Raw genomic sequence first — 26,387 nt, forward strand, 5'->3', positions numbered from 1 at the left:
ATGATATGGGATTATATATATAGGTATAATTACTTCTTTAATAGAAACTTTCCCAACTTTCAATCTATCCTTACGTATTGACAGGTCGAATGATGCCAAAAAACGGGCAGGAATGGGAGAGGTATGTCTGAATGTGTATAGAATTTTCCCAATTAACAGAATTGTAAAAGAAGATTAGTATTAAGGGTGTAAACAAATCTGCATTACGGATGAATATTATAGGGGGAAGAGTATGAATAAGAAGCGTTCAGCCAAAATCTTGACGGTTGCACTGGCTACAAGTCTACTAGGCACATCAGGAATTCCATTTAACGTTATGGCAGAAAGTGCGCCTAGTACGTCTAAGTTCACACAGATAAAAGATGTAGAAAAAACGATGATGAATTTATCGGATGAGCAAAGAAGTGCTCTCAAACAGATCGAAGCGAAACCGAATTTTGAAATCGCTCCGAATATCAATACCGAAAATGAAGGGCTCGTTGATGTAATCGTTGAATTCAAACAGGCACCGGCAAAAGTTGAAGTCATGAAGCAGGTGGCTAAGGGAGTCCGTACTACTACTAAAGCAGCGGCTGAAAAGGTAGAGAAATCTCACAGTGAATTCAAACAAAAATTCAATTCTATGAAAAATAAAAAAAGTGCCAGCCCTCATTTACAGGAAGCGAAAATCACAAAAGAATACCGTTCAGCCATTAATGGTGTAGCGATGTCCATCCCAGGAAATGAGATTAAGAGTTTACTGGACTCTGGAGTTGTGAAACGTGTATGGAAAGATGAAGTCGTTCAGCTAGATTTTCCGGAAGTCGAAGGAGATGCTTCCGAATCCAAAATGATGGATAGTATCCCTCAAATCAATGTAGACAAGCTCCATGATGAAGAAATAACGGGTGAAGGTATTAAGGTCGGAGTCCTTGATACAGGAATTGACTATAAACACCCTGATTTGCAGGATGCCTATAAGGGTGGTTATGATTTCATTGATAACGATAATGACCCTATGGAAACAACCTATGAAGATTGGCAGAATTCAGGTAAACCTGAGGTCAATCCTACTTCTGGAACAGTCTACTATACGGAACATGGTACTCATGTCTCCGGAACGATTGGCGGCGAACAGAAGAATACAGTCGACTATGCGGTAAAAGGGGTAGCCCCTAATGTCGATTTATATGGCTATCGAGTTCTTGGTCCGTACGGTTCGGGAACAGCCACAAGTGTACTATCAGGGATTGAGCAGGCTGTCATCGATGACATGGACGTCATGAACTTATCTTTGGGTGCTTCAACAAACGATCCGCTATATCCGACTTCGGTTGCAGTTAACAACGCGATGCTCTCTGGAGTGGTAGCCGTAGTGGCTTCAGGAAACAGTGGGCCGGAAGAAGGAACACTTGGAGCTCCAGGTGCAGCGGCCCTCGGCATTACGGTTGGGGCAAGTGATTTTGACATGGATATCCCTACCTTCCAATCCATGAGTGTCAATGGTGAAACATTTGAGAATGTTTTATTACTAGGGAAGAATTTTTCAGATGATTTGACAGCTCTTCAAAATCAGTCCAAATCAGTGGTTTTTGCTGGGCTTGGGTATGCTGCTGATTTCGAAGGGAAAGATTTAACGGGTAAAATCGCCTTGATTCAACGTGGTGAAATTGCCTTTGTGGAGAAAATGAAACATGCGAAAGAAGCAGGGGCAGAAGCTGTCATCATCTACAATAATATAGACGGAGAGATTCAGGCTTATCTGGGAGAAGGGTCAGAATATATCCCGACCTTACGTATGACAAAAGCGGATGGAGAGCGATTGAAAGAGTTAGGAGATAACGCATTCATTACGTTTGGGGATTTAGCAACTGTTCAAACCGAGGGGGATAACCTGGCTAGCTTCAGCTCAAGGGGACCTGTGGCTGGAAGCTATGATATTAAACCGGATGTTGTGGCACCTGGGGTAGCGATTTTCTCAACCATTCCAGAATATATCAATAGTCCGGAAGAAGGGAAAGACTACTCTGCAGCATATGCCCGCCTTCAGGGAACATCAATGGCAACGCCTCATGTAGCGGGTGTAGCAGCACTAATTCTTTCAGAACACCCTGAGTATTCTCCTTTTGATGTAAAAGAAGCATTAATGAATACAGCAGAAGACTTGAATGGTGACGTATCCGTATTCGAACAAGGAGCTGGACGAGTTGATGCCTATGATGCGGTACATGCCGATGTATCCATCAAAGTGATGGATACAACCAAAAATCTAAATGAGAATGGTGAAGAAGTAGAGGTTGATGATGAGACGGCTTCCATCTCTTTCGGAAGTCACTACAAAAATGATAATGGAATTAAAGCTGACAGCAAGATGATCCTAGAGAACAATGGTGGAGTAGAAAAGTCCTTCAAAGTAGAAGTCGAATACCATGGTGAACGTACCGGCATCAAGGATTCAGCTAAAAACGGTATTGTTTTAGACGTTCCGACCAGTGTAGTGGTCCCGAGTGGGAATTCGAAAGAAATTTCACCAACGATCACGGTTCCGGAAAACGCAGAAGAAGGCCGTTATGAAGGGTATATTCATTTGACGAATGCAAGTGACGCGAGTGAAACGTACCAGGTTCCGTTTGCTATTCGAGTCACGGGAAAAGGGTTCGACTATCTTGAAACAGACAGGCCAACACTAGCAAATAATACACCAAAGTGGCAGTACTATAACCCGTTCATCACAGCAGCATTTCAAATGAAAAACCCGCTGACGAGGATAGACATTGTGGTGAAAGATGGACAATCAGGTGAAGCTATTGGATTCATTGCTTCCCTTCAACAAGCGAATGTAAAGCCTGACTACCGATATTACATTCCTGCTGTTTTCGCTGGAGTCGTTTATCCATTTACAAATGACAAACAAAATCCGATATCAGAACAATCCGTTGATTTGCCTGAAGGGGACTATGAATTAGAGTTCATAGGGTATGATGAAGAAGGAAAAATGTATTCGATCGACACTCCTGTCATCATTGACAATACAAAACCGCAAGTGACATTTGATAAAGCTCCTGGTGTGTATGAAATCAATGAAGATATGTACACAGAAGAGTTTGGAAAGACAGCATTCTGGCTTCACGGAAATGTGCAGGATGAAACAGTGGAAGACTTACAATCAAAAGGTATGGACTATGATCAATCTTCGAACAAATTCTTGATCGCAACAGGCACACGAGAATACTTTAATTGCTGTTTCCCTCCTGCAGATTCAGAAGGGGATACTGAATTTGGTATTGAACCTTCTGATATCGCTGACGGACCATTGAGGTTAAGTTTGGCAGCAACTGACATTGCAGCGAATGTGAATTACCAACGATATATTTTCCTGCAAGAAGGTACTGAATACCTGACTTCCGATTACAACAAGAAAGAAGTAAAATTAGGCGATACGGTTACGATGACACTGAGCCTGAATAACGTAAAGAATCTGGTTTCTGGAGAGTACACTGTCGAATTCAAAGGGGAACAATATTCGTTTGAATCAGTTAAGTTGAATGAGGCAGTGAAGAAATATGCAAAAGAAAATGGTCTTGAAGCCTCCCTTCAAGTAGCCGAAGTGAAAGAAGGCAGTTTTTACTCTACTGTAAAGGTGGGGGCAGAGATAAATGGGGATGAATTTACCGGGCTGAATGAAGATATGCCGTTCTTGGAGGTTACATTTAAGGTCATTAAGGATAGGTGGTTCTATGGAAATGACAAATTGAATGTAACAACTTCTAACTACACAAAAGCGGGGGGTTCCCAGCCGGTGTCTCTACCATACTATAGTACATCTTACTTTGATTTCATTTCTGAACATTCAGAAATAGAAGGGTATTTGAAGCCGGAAGCCTTCCTTAAACCAGGCTCAACAACTTTACCATATGGAGTCGCTTTAGAAATCGGAGCGGAAGTATATGCTTTATCTCCGGATGGTGAAAAGTACGAAGGAACGATTGATTCGCGTGGGAAATATTCCATTTCAGGTGTACCTGCGGATGGTAGGACGTACAATGTAATAGTGGACGTTCCAGGACACTTAAAAACAAGCACAAGTTTTATATCCGGATATTCATTAAAAGGAAATCATTATGGGAAGTTTATATCAACAGGTTACAAGATAAACCTTGCTGGTGATGTTGATGGAAATAGTATGATTGATATTGAAGATGCCATTATTTCCGTATTCTCTTATGGAAAAGAAGGTATCGGCGTCAATAAAGGAGACATTAACCAAGACGGAAAGGTCGATGAAACAGATCTTCGATTCATCGAGAAAAACTTCTTAGAAAAAAGTCCAGATGCCAAAAAGAATAAAAAGCCAAAAGAAAAGCATGGTAAGGTGACTTTGGAAAAATTATTCCGTTCAATTGGACTTGAATTAGAAGAATAACAAGAAATGAAGGAGGTGCCTTATAGGGCATCTCCTTTTTGTGTTAAGTAATCCCCTCCGGCAGTCCACTAGACTTCTCCAACAAATTATCCTCAACTTATGTAAGAGCAGTTGTTTCCGGTGAGGGTATGACCTTATCCTCTCGATTTGATATTTCACGTTTTCTCTTCAGAACAACAGCCAGTCCTGAAGAATGGAGTTTTTTTAAATAAGTGACCAATCAATTTGATGAAATTCCTCAGAAATAAAATCATATCAAATCATAATAGAATGAAATGGAAACGATCTGGATAGTGAAGAATGAAGTTTTATCGTCGTATAGCGTGCACAAAATAAGAAAGAATCAGAATGCGAATAGCAGGTGAGAAAAATGAATGCAACGTTGTTTCAGAAGATTCAGCACTCGATGGAAAAGGTGGGGTGGAGAAAGATAGACTTAGCACAACGATCGGGGATTCATATGAGTGACATCAGTCGGATTTTTAATCACAAGCAACCACTTTCACTAAAACATCTGGATGCCATTACAGCTGCTCTCGGGCAAGTGGAAGGTTCTCTTTATCCGTTTTATGTAGAGGAATGCTTTAATGAGCACCAACTATTGGATAAACGCAGAAGTATCCAGTTCCTGTATAAGTGTATAACGCTTGGTTACGAGGAGCAGAAACGTGCTCTGTTGCTTGCCATGGGGGCAGAATCGTCAGATACGGTCCGTTCAACCTATTTGACCTACATTTTTTCCGTCGCGGAAAAGCTGTTTAATACCAACAAAGAAGAGAAAGCATTACCTCTATATGAGTTGATTGTTGAAAAAGAACCGAATGATTTTTCAGAACAACTGGCAACTAGTTATTTTAGGCGGTTTTATATCGTGAGAATGACTGAGAATGCACAAATAGCCCTAACGCATGTGTTAGAGCACCTGATGTGTTTACCGAGAGAAGTTAGAATGGAAGCGTATTTATGGATTACAGCTTATTACTATCGACGTGAGCAATGGAAAGAAGTTCTCTATTACGCGGAGAGATTGGAAAGCATGAACAAGGAGGGTGAGTATTATGCAAGAGCCCTTATGTATAAAAGTTTTGCATTGGTACGCCTGGGTGGTTCACTTGAAGAAGTATTGGCTCTTATTGCCCGATACGCTCAGGAAAACGAATATTTCGCTGAAATAGCTGCTGGGAACCGGTTTGCTGCTTATTTAGATTTTGGCCACTTGGAGTATGCAGATGAGTATCTTACCTGGTTAGAAGATAGAGATGATCTATATGTTGGTTTACCAAAAGTGCTAGAGGCATATGTTCAATTGAAACGTATAGAAGATGCGAAACGGCTCTTGGATTGGTATCAACATATCCTTGATGACATGCCAATTGGTGGAGAACTGTGGCTAAAACAGAAGGTGAATTTAGATTTTCGATATGCCTATGCTCTGTACCAGTGTGAAACCCTTTTATTGCCGGAAGGATTGGATGAACTATTAAATGTGGCGAATACAGCAAACCAAATAGGTAATATAGAGAGATTTAAAAAATGTCTTCTCATTTATTGGAGATACAGGCACCATGCGACAGATGACCAAAGAAACAAATACATACAACTCTTAGGTATAAATGAACACGAAGAAATAAATGAATATAGTTATACACAGCGACGTAACCATTCTATTTCTACTTAATATTCCTAGTAATTAAGTAAGAATAGGTGATTTAGAAAAATGACAAACTGAAACTCTCTTAACAAAAAAACTGAATTTGATGAAATTTTGCAAAAGTTATATTCTATCAAATTTAAATAGTATGAATATAACAAATGAAGAAAGAAGGGAAAAGGCGGATGAAAAAGAGAATGACTAAAAATGTCACTTTGTTGGCACTCAGTGCTGGTCTAGTAGGCAGCAGTATTGCACCAGCTTCACTAACTCACCACGTTCATGCAAAGCCATCTTCAAACATTGATCAAGTACTGTCAAAGCTTACTCCAGAACAGCGTCAAGCGATTAAACAATTACAAACGAATGACCAGGGAGGACTGCAGCTCTCTCCAGAGGTAGATCAAAAGAGTAACGATACTATTTCTGTCATTGTAGAATTTCAGGATAAGCCGGAAAAGACAGCGGTGCTGGAAGCGGAGTTAGAAGGGAAAAAACTGTCTAAGACGAAAGCAAAAGAAAAAGTAGACGCAGCACATGAAACCTTCCAGAAAGATCTTCAAACGATTTTCAAGAATGATTTGAAACAAAAGAAATCCCCTTTCAAAATCAAGCAGGCCTACAAGCATGCCTTTAATGGGGTGGCAATGACGATCCCAGCCAATAAAGCAAAAGCACTGCTTGATTCTGAGGCGGTGAAGGCTGTCTGGAGTGATAAGGAAGTTCACATCGAGCCGCCTGTCACAGAAGAAGAATCGAAGCAGAAGGAAGTAACGCATACGAATACCACTTTTCCAGGTATTGAAAAACTCCATCATGAAGGCTTTACCGGAGAAGGTGTGAAGGTAGGGATTTTAGATACTGGAATCGACTATGATCACCCTGACCTACAAGACGCCTATAAAGGCGGATATGACTTTGTGGATAACGATAATGATCCAATGGAAACAACCTTTGATGATTGGGTGAAAGCAGGAAAGCCGGCAACAGGAACACCGTATTTCACGGAGCATGGAACGCATGTAGCGGGAATCATTGCCGGACAAGGTAAGAACGAATCAGACTATGCAGTAACCGGTGTAGCGCCGGATGCTGATATTTATGCGTACCGTGTATTAGGGCCTCAAGGCACAGGCAGTACGGGGGCGATTTTAGCCGGGATTGATCAAGCAGTGGAAGACGATATGGATGTTATTAACATGTCCCTTGGTGCAAATTACAACGACCCGCTTTATGTGACAAGTATTGCCGTTAACAATGCTGTCCTTGCAGGTGTAACGGCAGTAGTGTCAGCAGGAAACTCAGGAAATGGAATGTATACACTTGGTTCACCTGGTACCTCTCCACTTGCGCTTACTGTCGGGGCAAACGATACTTCTGTCACGATTCCGACATTTACAGGTACGCTCCATGCAGATGAAAATGTATCAGCGGATTTAAAGCTAATTGCCAGAGGATTTGACGATAATATAGAAGAACTAAAAGGACAAAATTTACAGGTTGTAGATGGAGAAAACGGTTCTTATTCTGACAAAGATGTGAAAGGGAAAGTGATTCTTGACACACGTGGATATATTGATCTTCGCTCTATGATAAAAAATGCGAAAAAAGAAGGGGCGAAAGCTCTTCTATTATACAATGCCTATCCGCTGGAAGATGTGTATTTGGGAGAAGGTTTTGACTCTCTTCCTGTATTCTCTATAAGCGATGAAAAAGGAGCAGAAATGAAGGAAGCGCTGGCTTCTGGGAGTGCAACGTTCTCCTTTGATGAGTTAGGTGATCCAGTGGTGACCGGAGGGGACGTTCTAGCTGACTTCAGCTCTCGAGGCCCATCCCGTGTCTTATATGATATAAAGCCTGAAGTAACTGCACCCGGGGTGTCAGTCTTATCTACGGTACCATCCTATGTGCATGGAGAAGACCAAATCGGGAACTACAAAAATGCTTATGAACGTTTATCCGGTACATCCATGGCATCGCCAAATGTTGCAGGGGTAGCGGCACTATTAAAACAAACTGACCCTGACATGACGCCTGCCGAGATCAAAACAAGGCTCATGAATACGGCAGCTCCATTAAATGGAGATTACAGCGTATTTGAAGTTGGCGCAGGTCGTGTGGATCCGTATAAAGCGATTCATGCACAAGCAAATATTCAAGTAAGTGACGAGACAAAAACGAGTGATGGAGGAGCGTCGACTCTTTCAGATGAGGGAATCCAAACGATTAAAGAGACGACAGGTGCCCTTAGCTTTGGTGCTAAGACTGTCAATGGAAAGCATATAAGAGAGACACGTTCGGTCACACTGTACAACAGCAGCGAAGAAGCGAAAACGTTCGACGTGAAGGTCGAATTCCAAACTCTTGGAAAAAGGTTTGATAACGATTATTCCCGTGTGGCAAACGATGCGAAGGCCAACGGTGTCACCGTGGAGACAAAGGACACGCTGAAAGTGAAGGCAGGTAAGAAAAAGAAAACTGCGGTTACCATGTTAGTTCCGAAAACGGCTGATATAGGAAACTATGAAGGCTATGTGGTGTATACAAATAAAGAAAATCCGGATGAAACGTATCGTGTTCCATTTGGCATTCATACTGCAGAAGAAGGCATTGATCATATTGAGGTAAATCCGCCTGCTTTTACGACCGCTGTCGAGGCTGGTTATAATGGCATCCGATGGTCAGTCGGCCTTAATTTCCAATTGAAATCTCATATGCGTTCAATGGATCTCTTCCTTGTCGATCCAAAAACGAACAAAGAAATCGGTTTTCTTGGTTCATTTGACGGAATGGGTGCCGATGAAAATATTGAATACTATCTAAGAGGTGTGCTGAACGAAGGTTATTACCATCCGTTAACAGGAAATCCGGATCAGCCAATCGCGTATGATAAGGAACAAACCGATCCGGGACTATACAATATCAGAATGGTAGGGACAAATGATCAAGGGAAAACCTTTACCTCAGATGCCCCGGTTTACTATAGCGTTACCCAGCCAGCCCTCGATCTCAACGTAGACTCTGGTGTAGTAGAATATAGTCCGGATCAAACAACGTTACCATTAAACGGTTCTGTTTACGATCCAGGTGTAGAAGAAATGAAAGCCGGCGGTATGGATGTGTCTCAAGCTAATAATAAGTTTGTTTACGAGTTTGGTAGATACAGCACCGAAGTTCCATTAGACGCTGACGGAAATTTTACGACAGAACTTTCACTGATCCCGGGTGTTTCAGTGCTGCCAGTGAAAATGTATGCAGAAAATATGGCAACAGTCAGGAACTATTCTAGTTATAAACAGGTATATTATGTGAAACAAGGGACTCAGTATGGAACAGCTATTCCAGACGAAAAGAAGGTAACTGCGGGGGATTCGGTGACCGTTACTCTTTCGATGAACAATATGACAAACATGAAGCAAGCGGTGTATTCCTTTGTGAATCCATCGAACGTAGATGTAACAAGCATTAACCCCCACGCAACATTGAATGGAAAACTGGATATTCAAACAGTAAATTCGGATGTAACCATCGACGGAAAGACGATGGTGAAAACGACCATTACCGCAACTGTAACAGGTGATGCTGGACAAACAGGGGTATCAGGAAAGGTTCCAATGGTAGACATCACATACAAAGTAAACGAGGATTCTAACGCGTTGGATACAACTTTCAATCAATTCGATGTATCATATACCAACATAGATGATACGATGAAATCCGTCACTGGTATTAGTATCCCTTACCATGTAGAGCGGACGTACTCGGTTTTGAAATCGCATGTATTTCCTGAAGCATTTAAGAATCCTTGGGTACCAGAGGAGCCATTAACACAATTTGATTATGTAAAAGCAGGCACAAAAGTAAAAGTGACAGATGAAGCAGGAAAAGAATATCCAAACGGTTTTGGAATAGAAAACTATACGACTACTGCTTTCTTCTCAGCTAAATTACCACTAACGGACAAACCATTCACTTTCGAGGTGGAGACGCCGGGACATTTCAAGGTGAAGAAAACATTTACAGTCGGGTTGATAGAAAATGGTGAAGTGAAACCTTATGGGAAAGCAATCTTTCCTGAACCTGCACCTGCTGGAGATGTGAACCAAGATAATGTGATTGATGTGAAAGACGCGCTTTCCATTCAATCAAACTGGGACACAGACAAACGCGAAGCAGATATTAACTTTGATGGAGTAGTAGACGGAAAGGATATGCAATTTGTCATCAATAATTACATGATGCAAAATCCTTGGATGGATAACTCTCCAGAACCTCTGAAAACACAAAATGGACAAACATTGGAAAGTGTGTTGGAGGAATTAAATATTCAGTAAGGATAGAGAGCAACGGCCAATGGTCGTTGCTTTTTTTTATGGAGAAAAGCTTCCGGTAGGTATAATGGACAACTGATCAAACATGAGGTAACCAATCACAGCTTTCAATAAATTCATCATGAAGATAAGGCGAAACAGGCACTAATCATTCCCAACGTAATAGGATTAACATAAAGGAGTGATGATTATGCCTTGGCAACAAAAAATCAGATATTTAACGGGTCAGCCTGTAGGAATTTCTTTATCAAATGGGCAGGGAACATCAGGGGTCCTGTGCGGTGTTTCGGGATCCAAGGTTCTTGTTATTGAATATTTGTATCAAACGCAATTCGCCCTAAAACAGTATGATTATTATATGATTCAAGATATTAATGGTTTTCCACCTTGCCAGAACAATCAGCCGCTTTATTAACAATCTTCCTTCCGTGGTTTCTTTTTAAATATTCTTGGGGAACTTTGTTCAACCGGCAGGAAATTCTTAGTGCAAATCTTGCATTCATAATATCCTCAGCCCTATTACCCATCTTTGGAGTCGGTTTCTTACTTCTCGCTAATCCAGAAAGAAACGTGGGGGATAATAGCTCTTGCATTAGAACGGACGAATAGTAAATTAGGTTTTAGTTGGCTGATACTGATATCAGGAATAAACGCAACTTGGAATATCCTATTATTCCAAGTTTTTTTCGTATGCTCAAGTCTCGTCACACCCCGCTTAGCCTACATGATAGTTCCTTTTGGGGGAATTTTATTTTGAATTTTCAGGCCCTGAAGCCTATTGCCATTGTAATGTATTGATAGTATCAGGTTCATAGGATAATAGACTAATATATAGTATTCTTTCCATGTTCCCTACTCAATATGGCAGGGAGACAGTTATTGACACAAACGTCAAAACCAATCTAATCCTATTGATCAAGAATTAGAAGTGGTTCATTTTCCCTATAGTCAAGTCAGGTTCAATTGTAAAAAAACGGATATTATCAAACAATTCCCCCCATTGTCCCGATATGGATGGTTATATAAAATTTTAACTAGGGTACCCATTACTTTGAATAGATCTATTTACTAGTTGGTTGTATGTCTCTTTTGTCACCCGTTAATTAGTAGTGTTAAACATTAAAGACAATCAGGGGGAATAGTATGAAGACAGAAAGGCTTAAACCCATATTTAAGGGCACGTTAATTGCTAGTTTGCTAGTTTCTGCAGGTTTGCCATCAGGAGCAATTGCTGAGCAAAATTTTCAGAATAAACAGAAAAATGTAGAGCAGATGTTGATGAACTTAACGGATCAGCAAAGGAAGGCATTGAAAGAGCTGGAAATCTCGCCTGGTTTCACCATATCACCCGAGATAAACCAAAACAGCTCTGAAATGGTTGACGTAATCGTCGAATTTAATCAGGCTCCTGCAAAAGTAGAAGTTGCAAAGCAAGCTGTCAAAGGGAAAAAAATGTCTTTATCTTCTGCAAAAGAAAAAGCAGAAAGCGAGCATGATACGTTTAAAAAAGAGTGGAAAAAGGTCAAAAAATTAAACAGGCCAGATGATGAAAAAATGGAAGATGGCAAGATAACGAAAGAATTCCACGCAGCATTCAATGGGGTAGCGATGACGTTGCCGGCAAGGGCAGTTCAAGAACTGCTCAGTACAGGAGTCGTGAAACGAGTATGGAAGGATAATGAAGTTAAGCTTGATCTCCCACAAGAGGCAAAAGAAATGAATTCAGGGACTCCATCCCATGCAGATGACAGTCTTTCACAAATTGGTGCGGACAAGCTTCATCAAGAGAATATTACAGGTGAAGGGATTAAAGTAGGGGTTATTGATACAGGTATTGACTATAACCATCCGGATTTAAAAGACTCTTATAAAGGCGGATACGATTTTGTCGATAATGATTCAGATCCGATGGAGGCGACTTATCAAGAGTGGAAGGATTCCGGGAAGCCTGAATTCAATGGTTCCAGTTATTATACATACCATGGAACACACGTTTCCGGGTCCATCGCGGCATCCAAGGAAAACAATTCTCCAGCGGCCGTAAAGGGGGTAGCCCCTGATGTCGATCTTTATGTGTACAGAGTGTTGGGTCCATATGGAAGTGGATCGACCGCTGCTGTAATGGCAGGGATTGACAAGTCGGTAACAGATGGTATGGATGTTATCAACCTGTCTCTAGGGTCGAATATTAATGACCCTCTTAATCCGTCGTCTATAGCGGTTAACAATGCCATGCTCTCTGGTGTGGTTACGGTCGTTGCGGCAGGTAACACAGGCCCTAATGAAAAAACACTGGGATCTCCAGGATCGTCTGCATTAGGAATAACAGTTGGTGCCAGCGATGTGTCAGTAACGATCCCGACCATTACTGCCAATTCGGGAGATCAAGAAATTAAGGATATGAAGCTGTTAGCACAAAATTTCACAGATAACTTGGAAGACCTCCAGAATATGACCCTTCCAATTGTGGAAGTGGGGATCGGGACACAAAGCGATTTTAAAGATGTTGATGTAGCTGGTAAGGTAGCGTTCATAGAACGCGGACTCATTACTTTCGATGAAAAAGTGCAAAACGCAAAAGATGCAGGTGCTAAAGCGGCGATAATTTATAACAATGTGGATGGTGAAATAGAAGCTTTTATAGGCAAAGGGACTAATTATATACCTGCTTTCCGCCTATCAAAGGCTGAAGGGGAACAACTGAAATCACAAGCAGAAATTACCTTTGAGTCGTTAGGAAGCGTCAAGACAGGGGGAGATCACTTAGCGGAATTCAGTTCGAGAGGGCCAGCTCACGGGAATGATGACATTAAACCAGATGTCGTAGGACCAGGTGTGGCGATATCCTCAACTTTTCCTGAGTTTATCAATCATCCCGAAGAGGGAGAAAGTTATGATGCTGCATATGGCCTTCTAAGTGGAACATCAATGGCTTCTCCTCATGTAGCAGGTGCTGCAGCACTCATCATGCAAGCTCATCCCGAATACACACCTTTTGAAGTGAAGGAAGCGTTGATGAATACTGCTGATGAAATGAATGGTGACTATTCTGTTAATGAAGTTGGCGCTGGCCGGATTGATGTTCATGAGGCAGCCCATGCGGATACATTGGTGAAGGTTCTGGACAAAACGATGCATGAACAAGATGGCAGCCTTGTCGAAATCGATGAAGAAACAGGTTCCATTGCTTTTGGCACTCACTTTAAAGAGGAAGAAGGACATATTGAAGACAGCAGAAAAGTTGTAATACAAAATTTAAATGAAAAAGATACGAAGGAATTTATCACAAATGTTGAATTTCTACCGGCTAAGGGACAGATTCAAGATGCCGGCAAAAATGGGGTAGAAGTAACGATGCCCGATACGATTTCTGTAGAAGCAGGAAAATCTGCAGAAATTGAGCCGGTTATTCGTGTTTCAGAAGTTGCGGAATTAGGACGTTATGAAGGATACATTCACCTTGTCAATTCGAAAAATGAAGAAGAGAACTACCAAATCCCTTTTGCCATCCGTGTAACAGATAAAGGATTTGAGAAGATGGAATTGACAAGACCGATGATTACGAATGATCCCGTCAATATTCATCCGTATACGACGCCATATACCAATGCAATCATCAATTTATCAAGCCCATTAAAGACGATTGATATGTTGGTGAGAGATGGAAAATCTGGAGAAGCAATTGGATTTATGGGAACCATTGATGCAAGCCATTTATTGACTGGTATTGATTATTGGGGAGATAAAATGTTTACTGGACTGGTATACCCATTCACCAATGATCCTTCCCAGCCAGTTTCTGAGGAAAAGGTGAAATTGCCGCAGGGTATTTATACGTTTGAAATGATCGGGTATGATGAGCAGGGTAAAGCATATAGTAAGGACGACATTGTTATGATTGACAATACGCCTCCAAAAGTAGAATTATCCATGGAACCTGGTCTGTATGAAGTAAATGATTCAATGTATACGACAGAAGATGGATATGATGGCCAAGCAATATGGGTACATGGAAATGTATACGATGATGACGTCGACAAGCTCAAAGAAAAAGGTATCAATATTGATCAATCAATCCATGGTGTACTTTGGTGGGAATATAGCTTCTATGAGCATTTATTTCTTAACCTGGATAGTGAAGGAAACTTTAGACTCCCTGCTATGAAGGAAAGAATTGACAGCATGACCTATTTAGATACCAACGTTTTTGCCTTTAATAATGCTACAGCATCCGAAGAATATCCAGGAGGCATTAAGAACTACATGTTCATAAAAGAAGGAACAGAATATGTGGTTCCAAATTATGATAAAGATAAGCTCCGTCTGGGTGACGAAATTACGATGACATTGAATTTGAACAATGTTCAGCAGCTAGCCTCCGGGGAATTCAGCATTCCTTTTTATAAAAGTTTGTTTGAATTTGAAAATGTCAAAGTCAATGAGGAATTTAAGCAATACGCTGAGCAAAAAGGGGCATCAGTTAACTTATCTGAACCAACAGTCACTGAAGATTACTCTGGAATGAAAGTCAAAGTAGGGGCTTCGATTGACCAAAATGAGTTGAAACTCGATCAAGATCTGCCATTCTTAGATGTCACGTTCAAAGTCATTGGTGACGAATCCTACGCCCCGCAGGACATGACATTTGAAACGCGTTCTTTTAAGTATAAGAAAACATCAGATTCTGATCCTTCCATTATCCGAGTATTAAAAGACAAGTCATTTAGGATTCTAGCTGGACATTCTGAAGTGAGTGGAATGATTGAGCCTGAAGCTTTCTATAAAGAAAATGGACAATTGGATCATTCAATCGACTATTCTAAGCTTGGTGCGAAAGTATATGCAAAAGCGGCGGATGGTGAAACCTATGAAGCATCTGAAATTTTTGATAATGGACGCTTTACAATCGATAACCTTCCGTTATCAGATAAGGAGTATGATATCTATGTGGAGGTACCAGGTCATCTCTCGAGCAAGTTATCGACGAAACTAGTAAAAGAGTTCGATGGAGAACTAGCCGGTGTACGAGAGTACGTTGATATGGACAAAGCTCAGGCTGGTGATGTGAATCGTGACAAGATGGTTGATATCCAAGACGCGATCATCTCCGTTTTCTCATACGGAAAAGAAAATGTAGGGGTTAACAAGGGAGACATAAACCAAGACGGAAAAGTAGATGAAACGGATCTTCGCTTCATCGAGAAAAATTTCTTGGAAAAAGGACCTGATGCCAAAGAGAATAAAAAACCAAAAGAAAAACATGGCAAGGTTACGTTAGAAAAATTATTCCGTTCTATTGGTCTTGAGACACTAAATTAGTGAACACAAATAAATGCCAGGGGTGCATCCCTGGCATTTATTTTCCATTATTAATTAATCAGAAAAAACTTTTGTCGCAAGCTCAAGAGCCTTATGGGTTTCTTCTGTTTCTATGTAATAATGAAAAAGTTCCTTTTCATATTGTTGGACCAACGATACATAACCACGTTTCTTCATGTAGGGTAAGGCGTTAGTGATGAGGTAGTGATAATAGTTAGTATGTTGGTTACTTAGTAGAAGATGGAGAAGTTTAAAACTGATAGTATATAAATATTCATGGAGGTCCCTTGCAATGGAAATCCCTTCGTATACAAGCTTTTCTAGTTCATTACTTGTTAATAAATGACCGTAATGGCTGCTCCGGATGAAACCTTCAAGAGAGGTTAAATAACATGTGGAGTTTTTTTCTTTCAGGCTCATGGATTGTTGGTATAGTCTTTTTGCTGATTCATATTCGCTTCGATTATAGTATTCATAAGCTAAGTTATGAAGCACCCGTGCTTTCTTGTCAAAAGCATGACATAAATCGCATGTTTGAATTAACGCATCATATTGTTCGACTTTCTGTTGAAAATCGCTGTACCCGTCACACTCACGCGTCATCAACATAATTATTTCGGAATCGATCATCTTAAGCAGATTATTACTATTGATAAAAAATCGTAATGATTTTTCTGCATAGTAATAAGCCATTACCTTTGAACCTGAGGCAAGGTAGGAGGTCGCTAAGGTTAAGAAGTACTCTTCATTATTATACTCTTCAATGTTAATTGTTCCTAAGGCAGAGAGTGCTTGTACTACATCTTTTTTGGACAGGTAATACATACCGGATAAGTGCTTGAGTAAATTTCTTTCGTACGGAGGCAATTGTTTATGATTTTTTTTAACCGTTTTTATGATTTGATCAGCTTGCTTTAGTTCATGGTGCTGTAGATGGTATCTTGCATTCAGGAGTTCATAAAGAACTTGATAGTCACTGATTGTTAATAATGGTTCTTCCTCCAATTTATTTTTTATCGATTCGATTTCTTCATCGCGTTCTCTGATCATCGCATCATGCCAACAGTGAAGGAGCCTCTTGATACTTTGGTACCGCGTTAACTCCTCTTCAATATTAATCCCGAGCCGTTTAGAAAACAAAGCGGTGATTTCTGAAGAATAGTCCGTTTTCCCCTGTTCGATTTTACTAACATGTGTATTTGAACAAATCCCGTTTCCAAGCTGTTCTTGTGTTAGTTTGGCTTTCTGACGGTAAAATTTAATGATTTTTCCTTTATCCATGCCAAATCCACTCCATAATTGAAAGAATAGTAATGAATAAATACCTTCCATTCAAGGTATCAACAAAGCCTGTTACGTATCTCTTCTTGCCCATTTTCTATCATTTTCCTTTGATTATAATTAAATTTGATGGGATAATATTTTTGAAAAATTCTATCAAATTTACAACAATTCAGAGAGTTTGTTCATGGCAACAGCTCAATTCGTTTAATGAAAAGGAACAGGTGAATCAAATGAATGCTGCTCTCTATCAAGAAATTCAAAAGTATATGCAAATGAAAAATTGGAATAAAACAGAACTTTCCAGGGAATCTGGTATTCATGTCAGTGAGATCAGCCGTATTCTCAATCATAAACAGCCTCTTTCATTGCAATATTTGGATGCCCTTACGCACGCATTAGGACTCTCTGAAGGGACGTTCTATCCCTACTATATTGAGGAGTGCTTAAATGAAGGAAACCGGGCGGACAAACGCAGGAGTATAAAGTTCTTGTATAAGTGTGTAGCAGAGGGGTACAAGAAGCATTCCAAAGACCTAGTAAATGTAATGTTGGAGGAAAAATCAAAAACGATTAGAAAAAAAAATTTATTTTATATCTTTTCCGTTGCTGAAAGGGTCTTTCGGGAAGGAAAGGGGGAGAAGGCTCTTCCTCTCTACGAAGTGGTGATTGAAAGCGATTTGGATCGTTTTTCAGAACAAGTTGCAATAAGCTACTTCAGGAGGTTTTATATTGTAAGAGGAACAGACAAAGGACAGCATGCACTATCTTATGTGTTAGACCAATTAGCCTACATGCCGACTGAGATAAGACAGGAAGCCTGCATGTGGATCATGGCAGACTACTATCGGCGTGAGGAATGGGGACAGGTTCTGAATTATGCAGAAAAACTGGAAAAAATGGAGGATGTAGGTGAGTATTATGGCCGGGCGCTCATGTACAAGGGTTTTGCTCTTTCAAGATTGGGCGGAAGTCTTGAAGAAGTGCTGGGAATTATAAAGAAATATGCACAAGTAAATCATTTTTACGCGGAAATGGCTGTTGGAAACCGTTATGTTGCACTCTTGGATTTTGGACAATTGGAATATGTGGATGAGTATCTCTCTTGGTTGGAAAACAGGGACGATATATATGCCGGCTTACCCAGGATTTTCGAAACGTACATTCAATTAAATCGATTAGAGGACGCCAAAAAATTAATTGACAGGTTCAAACACGTCATCCGGGATATGTCCGTCAGTAAGGAACCGTGGTTAAAAGAAAAAAGGTATTTAGACTTTCGCTACGCCCATGCTTTATTTCAATGTAAAAACAGTAAATATGATGAAGGTCTGAATGAACTATTGGAAGTGGCAGACTCATCAATGAAAATTGGAAATATTGAAAGGTTGAAAAAATGTCTGGTGGCATTTTGGTTATTCAGAGCCTACGCCACACCACAACATGATGAGAAATACTATAAAATATTAAGTACATGATATCGGACATCTTTAAAATTTTATATTGAAAATACTATTAACTCCCCAAAATTGGGGAGTTTTTTGAATGTTTATACAAAGTGAGTTCCTGGTCAAAAAAACATAAAAATTCCATTATAGGTAAGCATAATAGAAACCATTAATGATAGCTGCAGGTGAAAAATTGTGAAACTTACCTATAAATTATCCAATATCCTCGACGAAAATATTGAAGCAGTCAAGAATTCCTTTCGTGAAACCGAAGATTTGAAAATTAGAGAAATCTCCTTTCTGAATGTCGACTGTAAGCTGATTTATCTAGACACGCTAGTGGATAAAAAAATAATAGAAAAAAATATCATTGAGCCAATCTTGGATTGTAAAGATGAAGCTGTACTTGAATCCGTTATAAAAAACGCCGAATATAGTCGAAGGATTGACTTGGAAGGCACGGTGAATAGCTTGCTGGAGGGAAGCTGCGCCTTGTTTGCAGAAGGGGAAAATTCTGTTCTCCTGATGCCCGTAGCAGCCGCTGATGAAAGAGCCATTCAGGAACCTGAAAACGAACATATTATTAAAGGCGCCCATGATGGGTTTACTGAGGACATCAATAAGAACATCTTCTTAGTCAGACGAAGAGTGAAAAACCCCACGCTCTGTATAAAAAACACTACACTGGGCTCTCTTACAAATACGAAAGTATCGATCCTGTATATTGATGAATTAGTGGATCATGGACCATTAGATGTGTTAATTGAAAGGGTAGAAGCGGTAGATGTTCAGGAACTCCAATCGGCAGGGGAGCTCGAGGAATTGATTGAGGACAACAGTTACACTCTTTTTCCACAAATGTTGTCAACCGAAAGACCTGATCGGGCGGCATCCTACTTATTAGAAGGAAAATCAGTTGTCATTGTGGATGGAAGTCCACATGTGTTGGTTTCTCCGATTACATTTTTCAGTTTTTATCAATCACCGGATGATTATAATAGCAGGTGGCTGATCGGCTCATTCTTTCGCCTCATCCGTATATTCAGTTTTCTGGTGGCAATATGTTTACCCGCCATCTATATCGCGGTCGTTTCTTTTCATTCAGAGGTTCTCCCACTTGGAATTCTTTATGCTATCAGGGTTCAAATTGAATACATCCCCCTGCCTCCTTTTTTTGAGGCGATTGCGATGCAGCTTGTGCTGGAACTTTTGAAGGAAGCGGCAATTCGTCTCCCCTCACCGATCGCACAAACAATCGGAATTGTAGGTGGTTTGGTCATCGGGTCGGCAGTAGTAGAAGCGGGGTTTATTTCCAATACGATGATCGTAGTCATTGCACTCACGGCAATCGCCTCTTTTGTAGCCCCAGTTAACCAAATGGGCACGGGGGCAAGAATCGTAGCTTTTCCTATTATGATCGCTGCTACTTTATTTGGATTTTTAGGAATTGTCCTCGCTCTTGGAACATTATTAATCCACCTTTGCAGATTGGAGTCATTTGGAAAACCTTATTTAGCACCTGTAGCCCCCCTCCATTTTAAAGGGCTGAAGGATTCACTAATCAAAACGAAAAAGAAAAATAACACATCAAAACAAACGTAGGTAATCCTGAAAGGAGAGTGTGATTCCGTCAATGTCACAGACAGGATCTTTAACGAGCTGGCAAATATTCTTTCTTATGATTCAAACTCAGGTCGGATTTGGAATTCTCCGATTGCCCAATATTCTACAAAACACAAGTAAAGGAGACGGCTGGTTGTCAGTGCTTGTGGCAGGAGTATTTCTCCAGTTGTTTCTGTTGATTATCTGGCTGTTATTGAGACGGTTTCCTGACTTAATCTACTCAGAGATCACCACTTTTTTACTGGGAAAACATGTAGGAAGCTTGGTCAATATAATCACTTACGTTTATTTTATGGTGACTGCTTCGTTTGTTTTACTGCAATTCACCTCCATCATAAAGGAACATCTGTTGGTGACCACCCCTTATTGGGTAATCGGGATGCTGATGATGCTTACCTGTACGTATTTAGCTATCGGTGATATTCGTATTATCGCCAGATTCTTTGGAATCATATCGATTCTTTTCCTTATATTAATGGGACTCTCTTTCTTTTCCTTTCTTTTGCCTGTGGACCTGCATCATATTCTTCCCTTGGGAAAAAGCGGTGTAAAGGATGTGATCAGAGGGAGTAAAGATTGCTTGTTAGCTATTTTAGGATTTGAAGTGATCTTGTTTTTATATCCCCTTGCCTCTAAGAAGGGAACGAAATTCCTAAGAACGATCACATGGGCCAATATTTTTGTAACGGGATTAACTACCTATTTTGTGATCCTTTGCATCATGGTTTTTAGCGAACCGTCCCTGCAACATATTAAATATCCGGTGATCTACTTTTTGAGGCCGCTTCATTTTCAAATGGTAGACCGTCTTGATTTACTATTTGTATCAATATGGATTGTTCCCCTGGCAGCATCGATCGTCATTTATTTATACTTGGGCAGTAAAAGCCTTTGTTTTTTCAAAGGCAAATCCTCTAAACTTGTTTTGATGAATAGTACATGGGTTTTCATCCTGTTTACCATAGTAAAAAAGGATCCCGAATCTCAGCAGCTCTATTCCAGCTATGTAGAATACTTGAGTTATACCGTTGTATTTGCAATCCCATGCATGTTGCTATTGTTTTCTTACCTATTAAAGAAGAGGGGGAAGGAGGTTTCCCAATGAAGAAAATGCCGGTTTTATTCTTTGCTATATTCCTTCTGACAGGGTGTTGGGATCAAAACCAACTAAAAGACAACAGAATTGTAAATGGGATAAGTTTTGACACGGCAGAAGAGTCAGATCATATTCTGGGTACAGTCAGGGCCATTGATATTCGAGGTGCTGGTGGAGGGAAATTCGAAGTAAGTGATGAAGTTTATGTTTCTGAGAAGGAATCCGTTTCCCAGCTTGAAACGGACCTTCAAAATAAAGTATCAGGTAATATGGATGTGGGAAAAGCATTCATCATGATTATTGGGGGAGATTTGGCGCAGAAAAAAGGCATCAATTCATTGATAGAGCCTATTCTTAGGTCAACCAATGGATATATTTCCTCGCGGATTGTTATAAGTGAAGGAAAGGGGAATGAAATCTTGTCATTGAAGCATAGTGATAGTCCTATAGTATTTGAAGTCGACAACCTTCTGATCGGTGGCACAAAGGGAACGTATATTCCTGAAGAAACAATTTTTACGGTCTGGAATGATATATCCGACAAAACAAAAGACGTAATTCTTCCCTATATAAAAAAAGATGACCAAGACAATCTGCTGCTGGCGGGGTCAGCATTATTCAACGGTGATAGGTTCACTGGTGATACCCTTACAACCACTCAAACCTCGCTGCTTCTCCTATTACGGAATGAGATGGGGAAAAGAGCAAAGCTTAGCATAGATACAGAAGAATTTAGCCAGCCAATAACCCTGGCGATCGAAAGTGCTAAGACAAAAATGGATGTTAAAAAACAAAATGGAAAAGTGACATGTACGATTACCGCTGATTTAGAGGGAAGGATTCTAAGCTATTATGAAGAAAATCCTTCAGATAGTATCAAACATCTAAATCAGCTAGCTTCAAAGAAAATCACGAAACAAGCTAAGGAACTTACCGATCTGTTAATCAAAGCCAACAGTGACGCCTTAGGAATCGCCAAAGAGGTATCTGTAAACTACCATGAATCATGGGACCCTGAAAAATGGAAGCGGGAGTATCAACAAGTAGAAATAAAGCCTAAGGTAAACGTTAAAATCATGGGAACTAACAATATGCAGTGAAATACCTATTGCCCGGAAGAAAGGTTTAATTTTTTGTCCATAAAAAGGTGATGAATAAAGATGATCCATAGTCATAAAAAGACAGGTTCCTTTGCGGGCAGCCTGTCTTTTTTGTGCGTTTTTTTACAGGGTGAATCCGGAAATTCGAAGTATCATATGACCTGATTTTAATGTATGCTCAACCCCAAAACACCTATTGATAATGAATTACCCCCACACATACCTGTATTTCTAGTTATTTTTACCCTTGGATTTCCAGAAGTTACAAGGGATTCCGGGTAAATAAGAGCTGTTAATCTACTATTTTCCTCTTTCATTCCCCCAATAGGAAATGTGTCTCCTTTAAAGAAATGAGTATAAAGGATGTCTGCAAAAGTCTTGGATAGGAGGGTGGAAATGGGAGTTCTCATAAGCAGATTCCTGATTTAAAAAATCATAGAAGAATATTCTATGAAGCTACTGGAATGGTATGAATTTATTATGATGAAAAGGGTGAGAAGATGAAGAGATCTTTGATAAGAACACTATCGATTGTATTTATGTTCGTCTTACTTTTAAGTAGCTTTGTTACACCTGCTGGAGCGAAATTCCAATTGTCTAAAGGAGGACAATCAGCTATTCCTAAATCACATACATTTGAACTGCCTATGGCTGACTCCCCTGAAGATAAGGGAAACCATCCATTATACGGACAGGAAGGGACTTCGGTTGATCCAAAGGAAAAAGTTCGATTGATCATTGAAGTCGATGTAAATGAAAAGGCAAAATCGAACCCTGCAAAACAGGTAGAACAAGTGAAAAATACGTTTATGAAAAAAAGAGATAGTTCCTCTAATGTCATACATACGTATTCAACAGGGTTTTATGGATTCAGTATGGAAACGACGATGAGAGAAGCTCATAAAATCAAAGAGGCAGAGGGCGTAAAGGATATCCGTATCGCGAAAACGTACGAACACATGGATGTAAAGAGCAATGAACTAGTGGAAGCGATGAATGTATGGTCAAAATACAATTACAGTGGAGACGGAATGCTCGTTGCGATTGTTGATTCAGGAATTGATTATAAGCATGAGGCTCTGAAACTTTCTGCAAAAGGGAAGAAGAACGCAAAGTATAATAAAGAGAATATTCAATCGAAACTGGATGAAACAGAAGTAAACGATATTTGGTATACGGACAAAGTACCGACAGGTTACGACTGGGCAGATAAAGATACCAATGTTATACCGACTAGCAGCTCCCATGGTACACACGTTGCTGGGATTGTCGGAGCTTATGAAGAATCCCAGAAAAAGGCGATCGGAGTAGCCCCGGATGTACAGCTATTAGCTGAAAAAGTGTTCTCCGATGCTAGCGGCGGTGCGTATGATGACGATATTGTCGCAGGTATTTATCATGCCGTAGAGTTCGGAGCGGATGTCATCAATTTAAGCTTGGGATCCGATGCAGGAGTGGTGGATCCGAATGACCCAGTCCAACGAGCGATCCAATATGCTACTGAACAAGGAGTGCTGGTCGTAGCTGCTGCAGGAAATGCTTCCTATAGTACGAAGCAGAACATACTTGAACGTTCTCAATTACCATTGGCGAAAAATCCTGATATCGGACTTGTAGGTGATCCAGGGATTGCACCAGAGGCATTGCAGGTTGCTTCATCAGAGAACGATCAGATGAAAGTCGATACTCTTCGTCTAAGTGATGGAAGCTTGTTAGGATACCAGATATCGCCATATGCGAAAAAATTCATTGGTACGTTAGATACTGATAAGGAGTATGAGCTCATTTACGCTGGTGAAGGATTTGGGAAACATCTAGAAGGTTTGGACCTGGAAGGGAAAATGGTTATTGCCAAACCAGCAAGATATTCCACTTATTCAACCCTTCAACACGATTTAAAGAAAAAGGGTGCTGTAGCCCTAATGGTTATACCACCAAGTGACTTTACACCATATTCTACACTAATATTTTCTGCTAACTCCATTCCAGCCGTAACAACTGACCAAGATACTTCTATCCAATTGGTGGAAAGGTTGAAAAGTGGAGAGAAGGTGACCGCTCAATTGTCAGATGAAGGACTTTGGGTGCAAAATCCTGAAACCGAACCAATGTCGCATTTTTCTTCCTACGGCTCACCGACCGATTTAAGCTTCAAACCGGAAATTACGGCGCCAGGTGGGAAAATTAGTTCAACCGTTCTTAACAACCAGTATGAAACAATGAGTGGAACATCAATGGCCGCTCCACACGTAGCAGCCGGTGGAGCTTTACTTCTTCAAAAGTACTATGATGAGCTTCAATTACCTAAAAATGAAGAAACTGTTTTAAAAGCGAAGAATGCTTTGATGAATACATCAAAAATTTTAACAAACCCGGATCATGAGAATACACCTTATTCGCCTAGACGCCAAGGTTCAGGCTTGATGAAAATTGAACAAGCGATCAAAACACCTTATTTGCTCCAACATACAGGAGCCCCATTAGAGAAGTCCTCATCAGTAGCATTGAAAGAAGTAAATCGCACGTTTGGTTTCACACTAGATGTAGAGCCAATAGCTGAAAATCTAGAAAAAGCGAATCATCAGTATGAAATTGTAGTAGATGTGTTAATGGATGAAACAGAAGAGAGAACATATGGCGGAGTAGATAGAGAATATCTGACGTTGAACTCTGTTCCTATAAAAGATGCCGTTGTGAAAATCAACGGGAAACAAGTAACGGATAAAAGCAAATTCCAGTACAAGCCTCGTCGAGATGATGAAGTGAATATCTCTGTGACACTACCAGAAGAGTTAAGTGATGGGCGATTTGTGGAAGGATTCGTTCGCTTCGTACCTAAAGGCAGCTCTGTTAAAGATTTAACGACTTTAACGATGCCTTTCATGGGTTTCTATGGTGATTGGGATTCACTCAACAACATCGACGAGAGTCCAGTGAATGGAGATGCTTATTTACCTTATACAGTTTTATGGAATGACATGTTTGAACTACCATTGGGTTATGATCAACAGACAGGTACATTTGATCAAAACGCGGTTGGTTATTCGTTCAGATCAATTGCTTCGGGGATACATCCTTCATTCACTGCATTTCGTAATTTAAAAGAAATGTCCCTGAGTGTCCAAGATGAAGAGGGAAATACAGTTTCGAACATAACTGATTTTAGTGAGTATACGGAAGATGGAAGTCCTTATACCTTTAGAAAGAATATCATGAGCTATCGGGATTACTATTACAAATTTGATGGAATCGTATGGAGCGGTAAAGATGAGGAAGGAAATCTTCTTCCTGATGGAAACTATTATTATGTGTATGAAAGTACGTTGAATTATGAAGGAGCAGAGCCTCAACAAACGAAAATTCCTTTTAGTCTTGATTCCGTCTCACCTGAAGTTGAAAATATAAAAATAACTGATCAACCAGATGGAAAGTATAAAATTTCATGGGACGTCATAGAAGAAGGAAGCGGTTATATCGGCAGCTTCATTTGGGTTAATGGCAAACGTAAGAGTGTGGCTGCTGGTTCCAAACAGTATATTTCCGAAGAAAAGCCTGAAATTGTGATGGTATCAGCAATGGATCATTTCCGTAATGTAGGCGTTGGATATTCAGGTAATGAAGACCTGCTGCATGCAGATCCATTTATCAATTTTTTCAGTGTATCTGGATCTAACATCAATGAAGACAAACCTGCATCCATACTGGTCTTCGGTTACAAACGATTGGATTGGCATTTTGAAATCGCGGATGCAAAAGGCGATGTAATAGAGTATGCAGATATAGAAAACGAACATTCAATCTATGGATTGAAATGGTATCCTGGTTCTGAATACCCAGACGGGGACTATTTTGTGACCGTGACGGGTACAGATGAAACGGGATTATCGTTAACGTCCGAGCCGAAGAAAATAACAGTTAAACATTAATTAAGAAGAGGCTGGGACAAAAGGGTTTCAGATAAAGAAAAATCCGAACGAGTGATTTGATAAAAATCTAACTCGTTCGGATTTTGAATTTTTGGTGCTAAAGCTTAATCCATGTATTAAGCAGGTTCTGATGTTGATTGGAGTGCAAGATGGAGACTCCAGCGGGAAAATCGGAATAGGTGAGACCCCACAGGAACGCTTGCACGGAAT

Annotated in this window: 12 protein-coding genes; 10 read left to right on the forward strand and 2 right to left on the reverse strand. The window is 40.3% G+C overall.

Features of this window, described 5'->3' with window-relative positions:
• The first annotated feature begins 232 nt into the window (after positions 1 to 232).
• The 5 genes from BAA9072_RS24450 (at position 233) to BAA9072_RS07850 (ending at position 15,703) form a co-directional block, all read left to right on the forward strand.
• Positions 233 to 4,402 (forward strand): S8 family serine peptidase, encoded by a 4,170-nt coding sequence (locus tag BAA9072_RS24450; RefSeq protein ID WP_201714128.1) that lies wholly within the window; start codon positions 233 to 235, stop codon positions 4,400 to 4,402.
• Between the two features lie 370 nt (positions 4,403 to 4,772).
• On the forward strand, positions 4,773 to 6,080 hold the full coding sequence (locus BAA9072_RS07835; RefSeq protein WP_201714129.1) for a helix-turn-helix domain-containing protein: 1,308 nt from the start codon (positions 4,773 to 4,775) through the stop codon (positions 6,078 to 6,080).
• A gap of 158 nt (positions 6,081 to 6,238) precedes the next feature.
• Positions 6,239 to 10,387, forward strand: a complete 4,149-nt coding sequence (locus BAA9072_RS24580) for a S8 family serine peptidase (RefSeq protein WP_201714130.1) — start codon at positions 6,239 to 6,241, stop codon at positions 10,385 to 10,387.
• 187 nt (positions 10,388 to 10,574) lie between these two features.
• Positions 10,575 to 10,799 (forward strand): hypothetical protein, encoded by a 225-nt coding sequence (locus tag BAA9072_RS07845; RefSeq protein ID WP_201714131.1) that lies wholly within the window; start codon positions 10,575 to 10,577, stop codon positions 10,797 to 10,799.
• Positions 10,800 to 11,527: 728 nt separating this feature from the next.
• On the forward strand, positions 11,528 to 15,703 hold the full coding sequence (locus BAA9072_RS07850) for a S8 family serine peptidase (protein WP_201714132.1): 4,176 nt from the start codon (positions 11,528 to 11,530) through the stop codon (positions 15,701 to 15,703).
• A gap of 54 nt (positions 15,704 to 15,757) precedes the next feature.
• On the opposite strand, the gene BAA9072_RS07855 is transcribed toward BAA9072_RS07850, so the two are convergent.
• Entirely contained in the window at positions 15,758 to 16,984 is a 1,227-nt protein-coding gene (locus tag BAA9072_RS07855) for a helix-turn-helix domain-containing protein (protein ID WP_201714133.1), read from the reverse strand.
• Positions 16,985 to 17,217: 233 nt separating this feature from the next.
• Between BAA9072_RS07855 and BAA9072_RS07860 the strand changes: the two genes are divergently transcribed.
• From BAA9072_RS07860 to BAA9072_RS07875, 4 genes are all read left to right on the forward strand, one after another.
• Positions 17,218 to 18,462, forward strand: a complete 1,245-nt coding sequence (locus tag BAA9072_RS07860) for a helix-turn-helix domain-containing protein (protein WP_230980802.1) — start codon at positions 17,218 to 17,220, stop codon at positions 18,460 to 18,462.
• A 165-nt stretch (positions 18,463 to 18,627) separates the two neighbouring features.
• On the forward strand, positions 18,628 to 20,034 hold the full coding sequence (locus BAA9072_RS07865) for a spore germination protein (RefSeq protein ID WP_201714135.1): 1,407 nt from the start codon (positions 18,628 to 18,630) through the stop codon (positions 20,032 to 20,034).
• 31 nt (positions 20,035 to 20,065) lie between these two features.
• Positions 20,066 to 21,160, forward strand: coding sequence for a GerAB/ArcD/ProY family transporter (locus tag BAA9072_RS07870; RefSeq protein WP_201714136.1), 1,095 nt, complete (start codon positions 20,066 to 20,068; stop codon positions 21,158 to 21,160).
• Positions 21,157 to 22,251 carry a Ger(x)C family spore germination protein gene (locus BAA9072_RS07875; protein ID WP_201714137.1) on the forward strand — a complete coding sequence of 365 codons (1,095 nt, stop codon included), beginning with the start codon at positions 21,157 to 21,159 and terminating at the stop codon, positions 22,249 to 22,251. The genes BAA9072_RS07870 and BAA9072_RS07875 overlap by 4 nt, the downstream gene beginning before the upstream one ends.
• 167 nt (positions 22,252 to 22,418) lie before the next feature.
• On the opposite strand, the gene BAA9072_RS07880 is transcribed toward BAA9072_RS07875, so the two are convergent.
• Positions 22,419 to 22,661 (reverse strand): hypothetical protein, encoded by a 243-nt coding sequence (locus BAA9072_RS07880; protein ID WP_201714138.1) that lies wholly within the window; start codon positions 22,659 to 22,661, stop codon positions 22,419 to 22,421.
• Positions 22,662 to 22,751: 90 nt separating this feature from the next.
• Here BAA9072_RS07880 and BAA9072_RS07885 point away from each other — a divergent pair, with 90 nt between their 5' ends.
• Positions 22,752 to 26,177 (forward strand): S8 family serine peptidase, encoded by a 3,426-nt coding sequence (locus BAA9072_RS07885; RefSeq protein WP_201714139.1) that lies wholly within the window; start codon positions 22,752 to 22,754, stop codon positions 26,175 to 26,177.
• Positions 26,178 to 26,387: the final 210 nt, after the last annotated feature.

This window comes from Rossellomorea arthrocnemi (assembly GCF_904424705.1).
GTDB classification, from domain to species: domain Bacteria; phylum Bacillota; class Bacilli; order Bacillales; family Bacillaceae_B; genus Rossellomorea; species Rossellomorea arthrocnemi.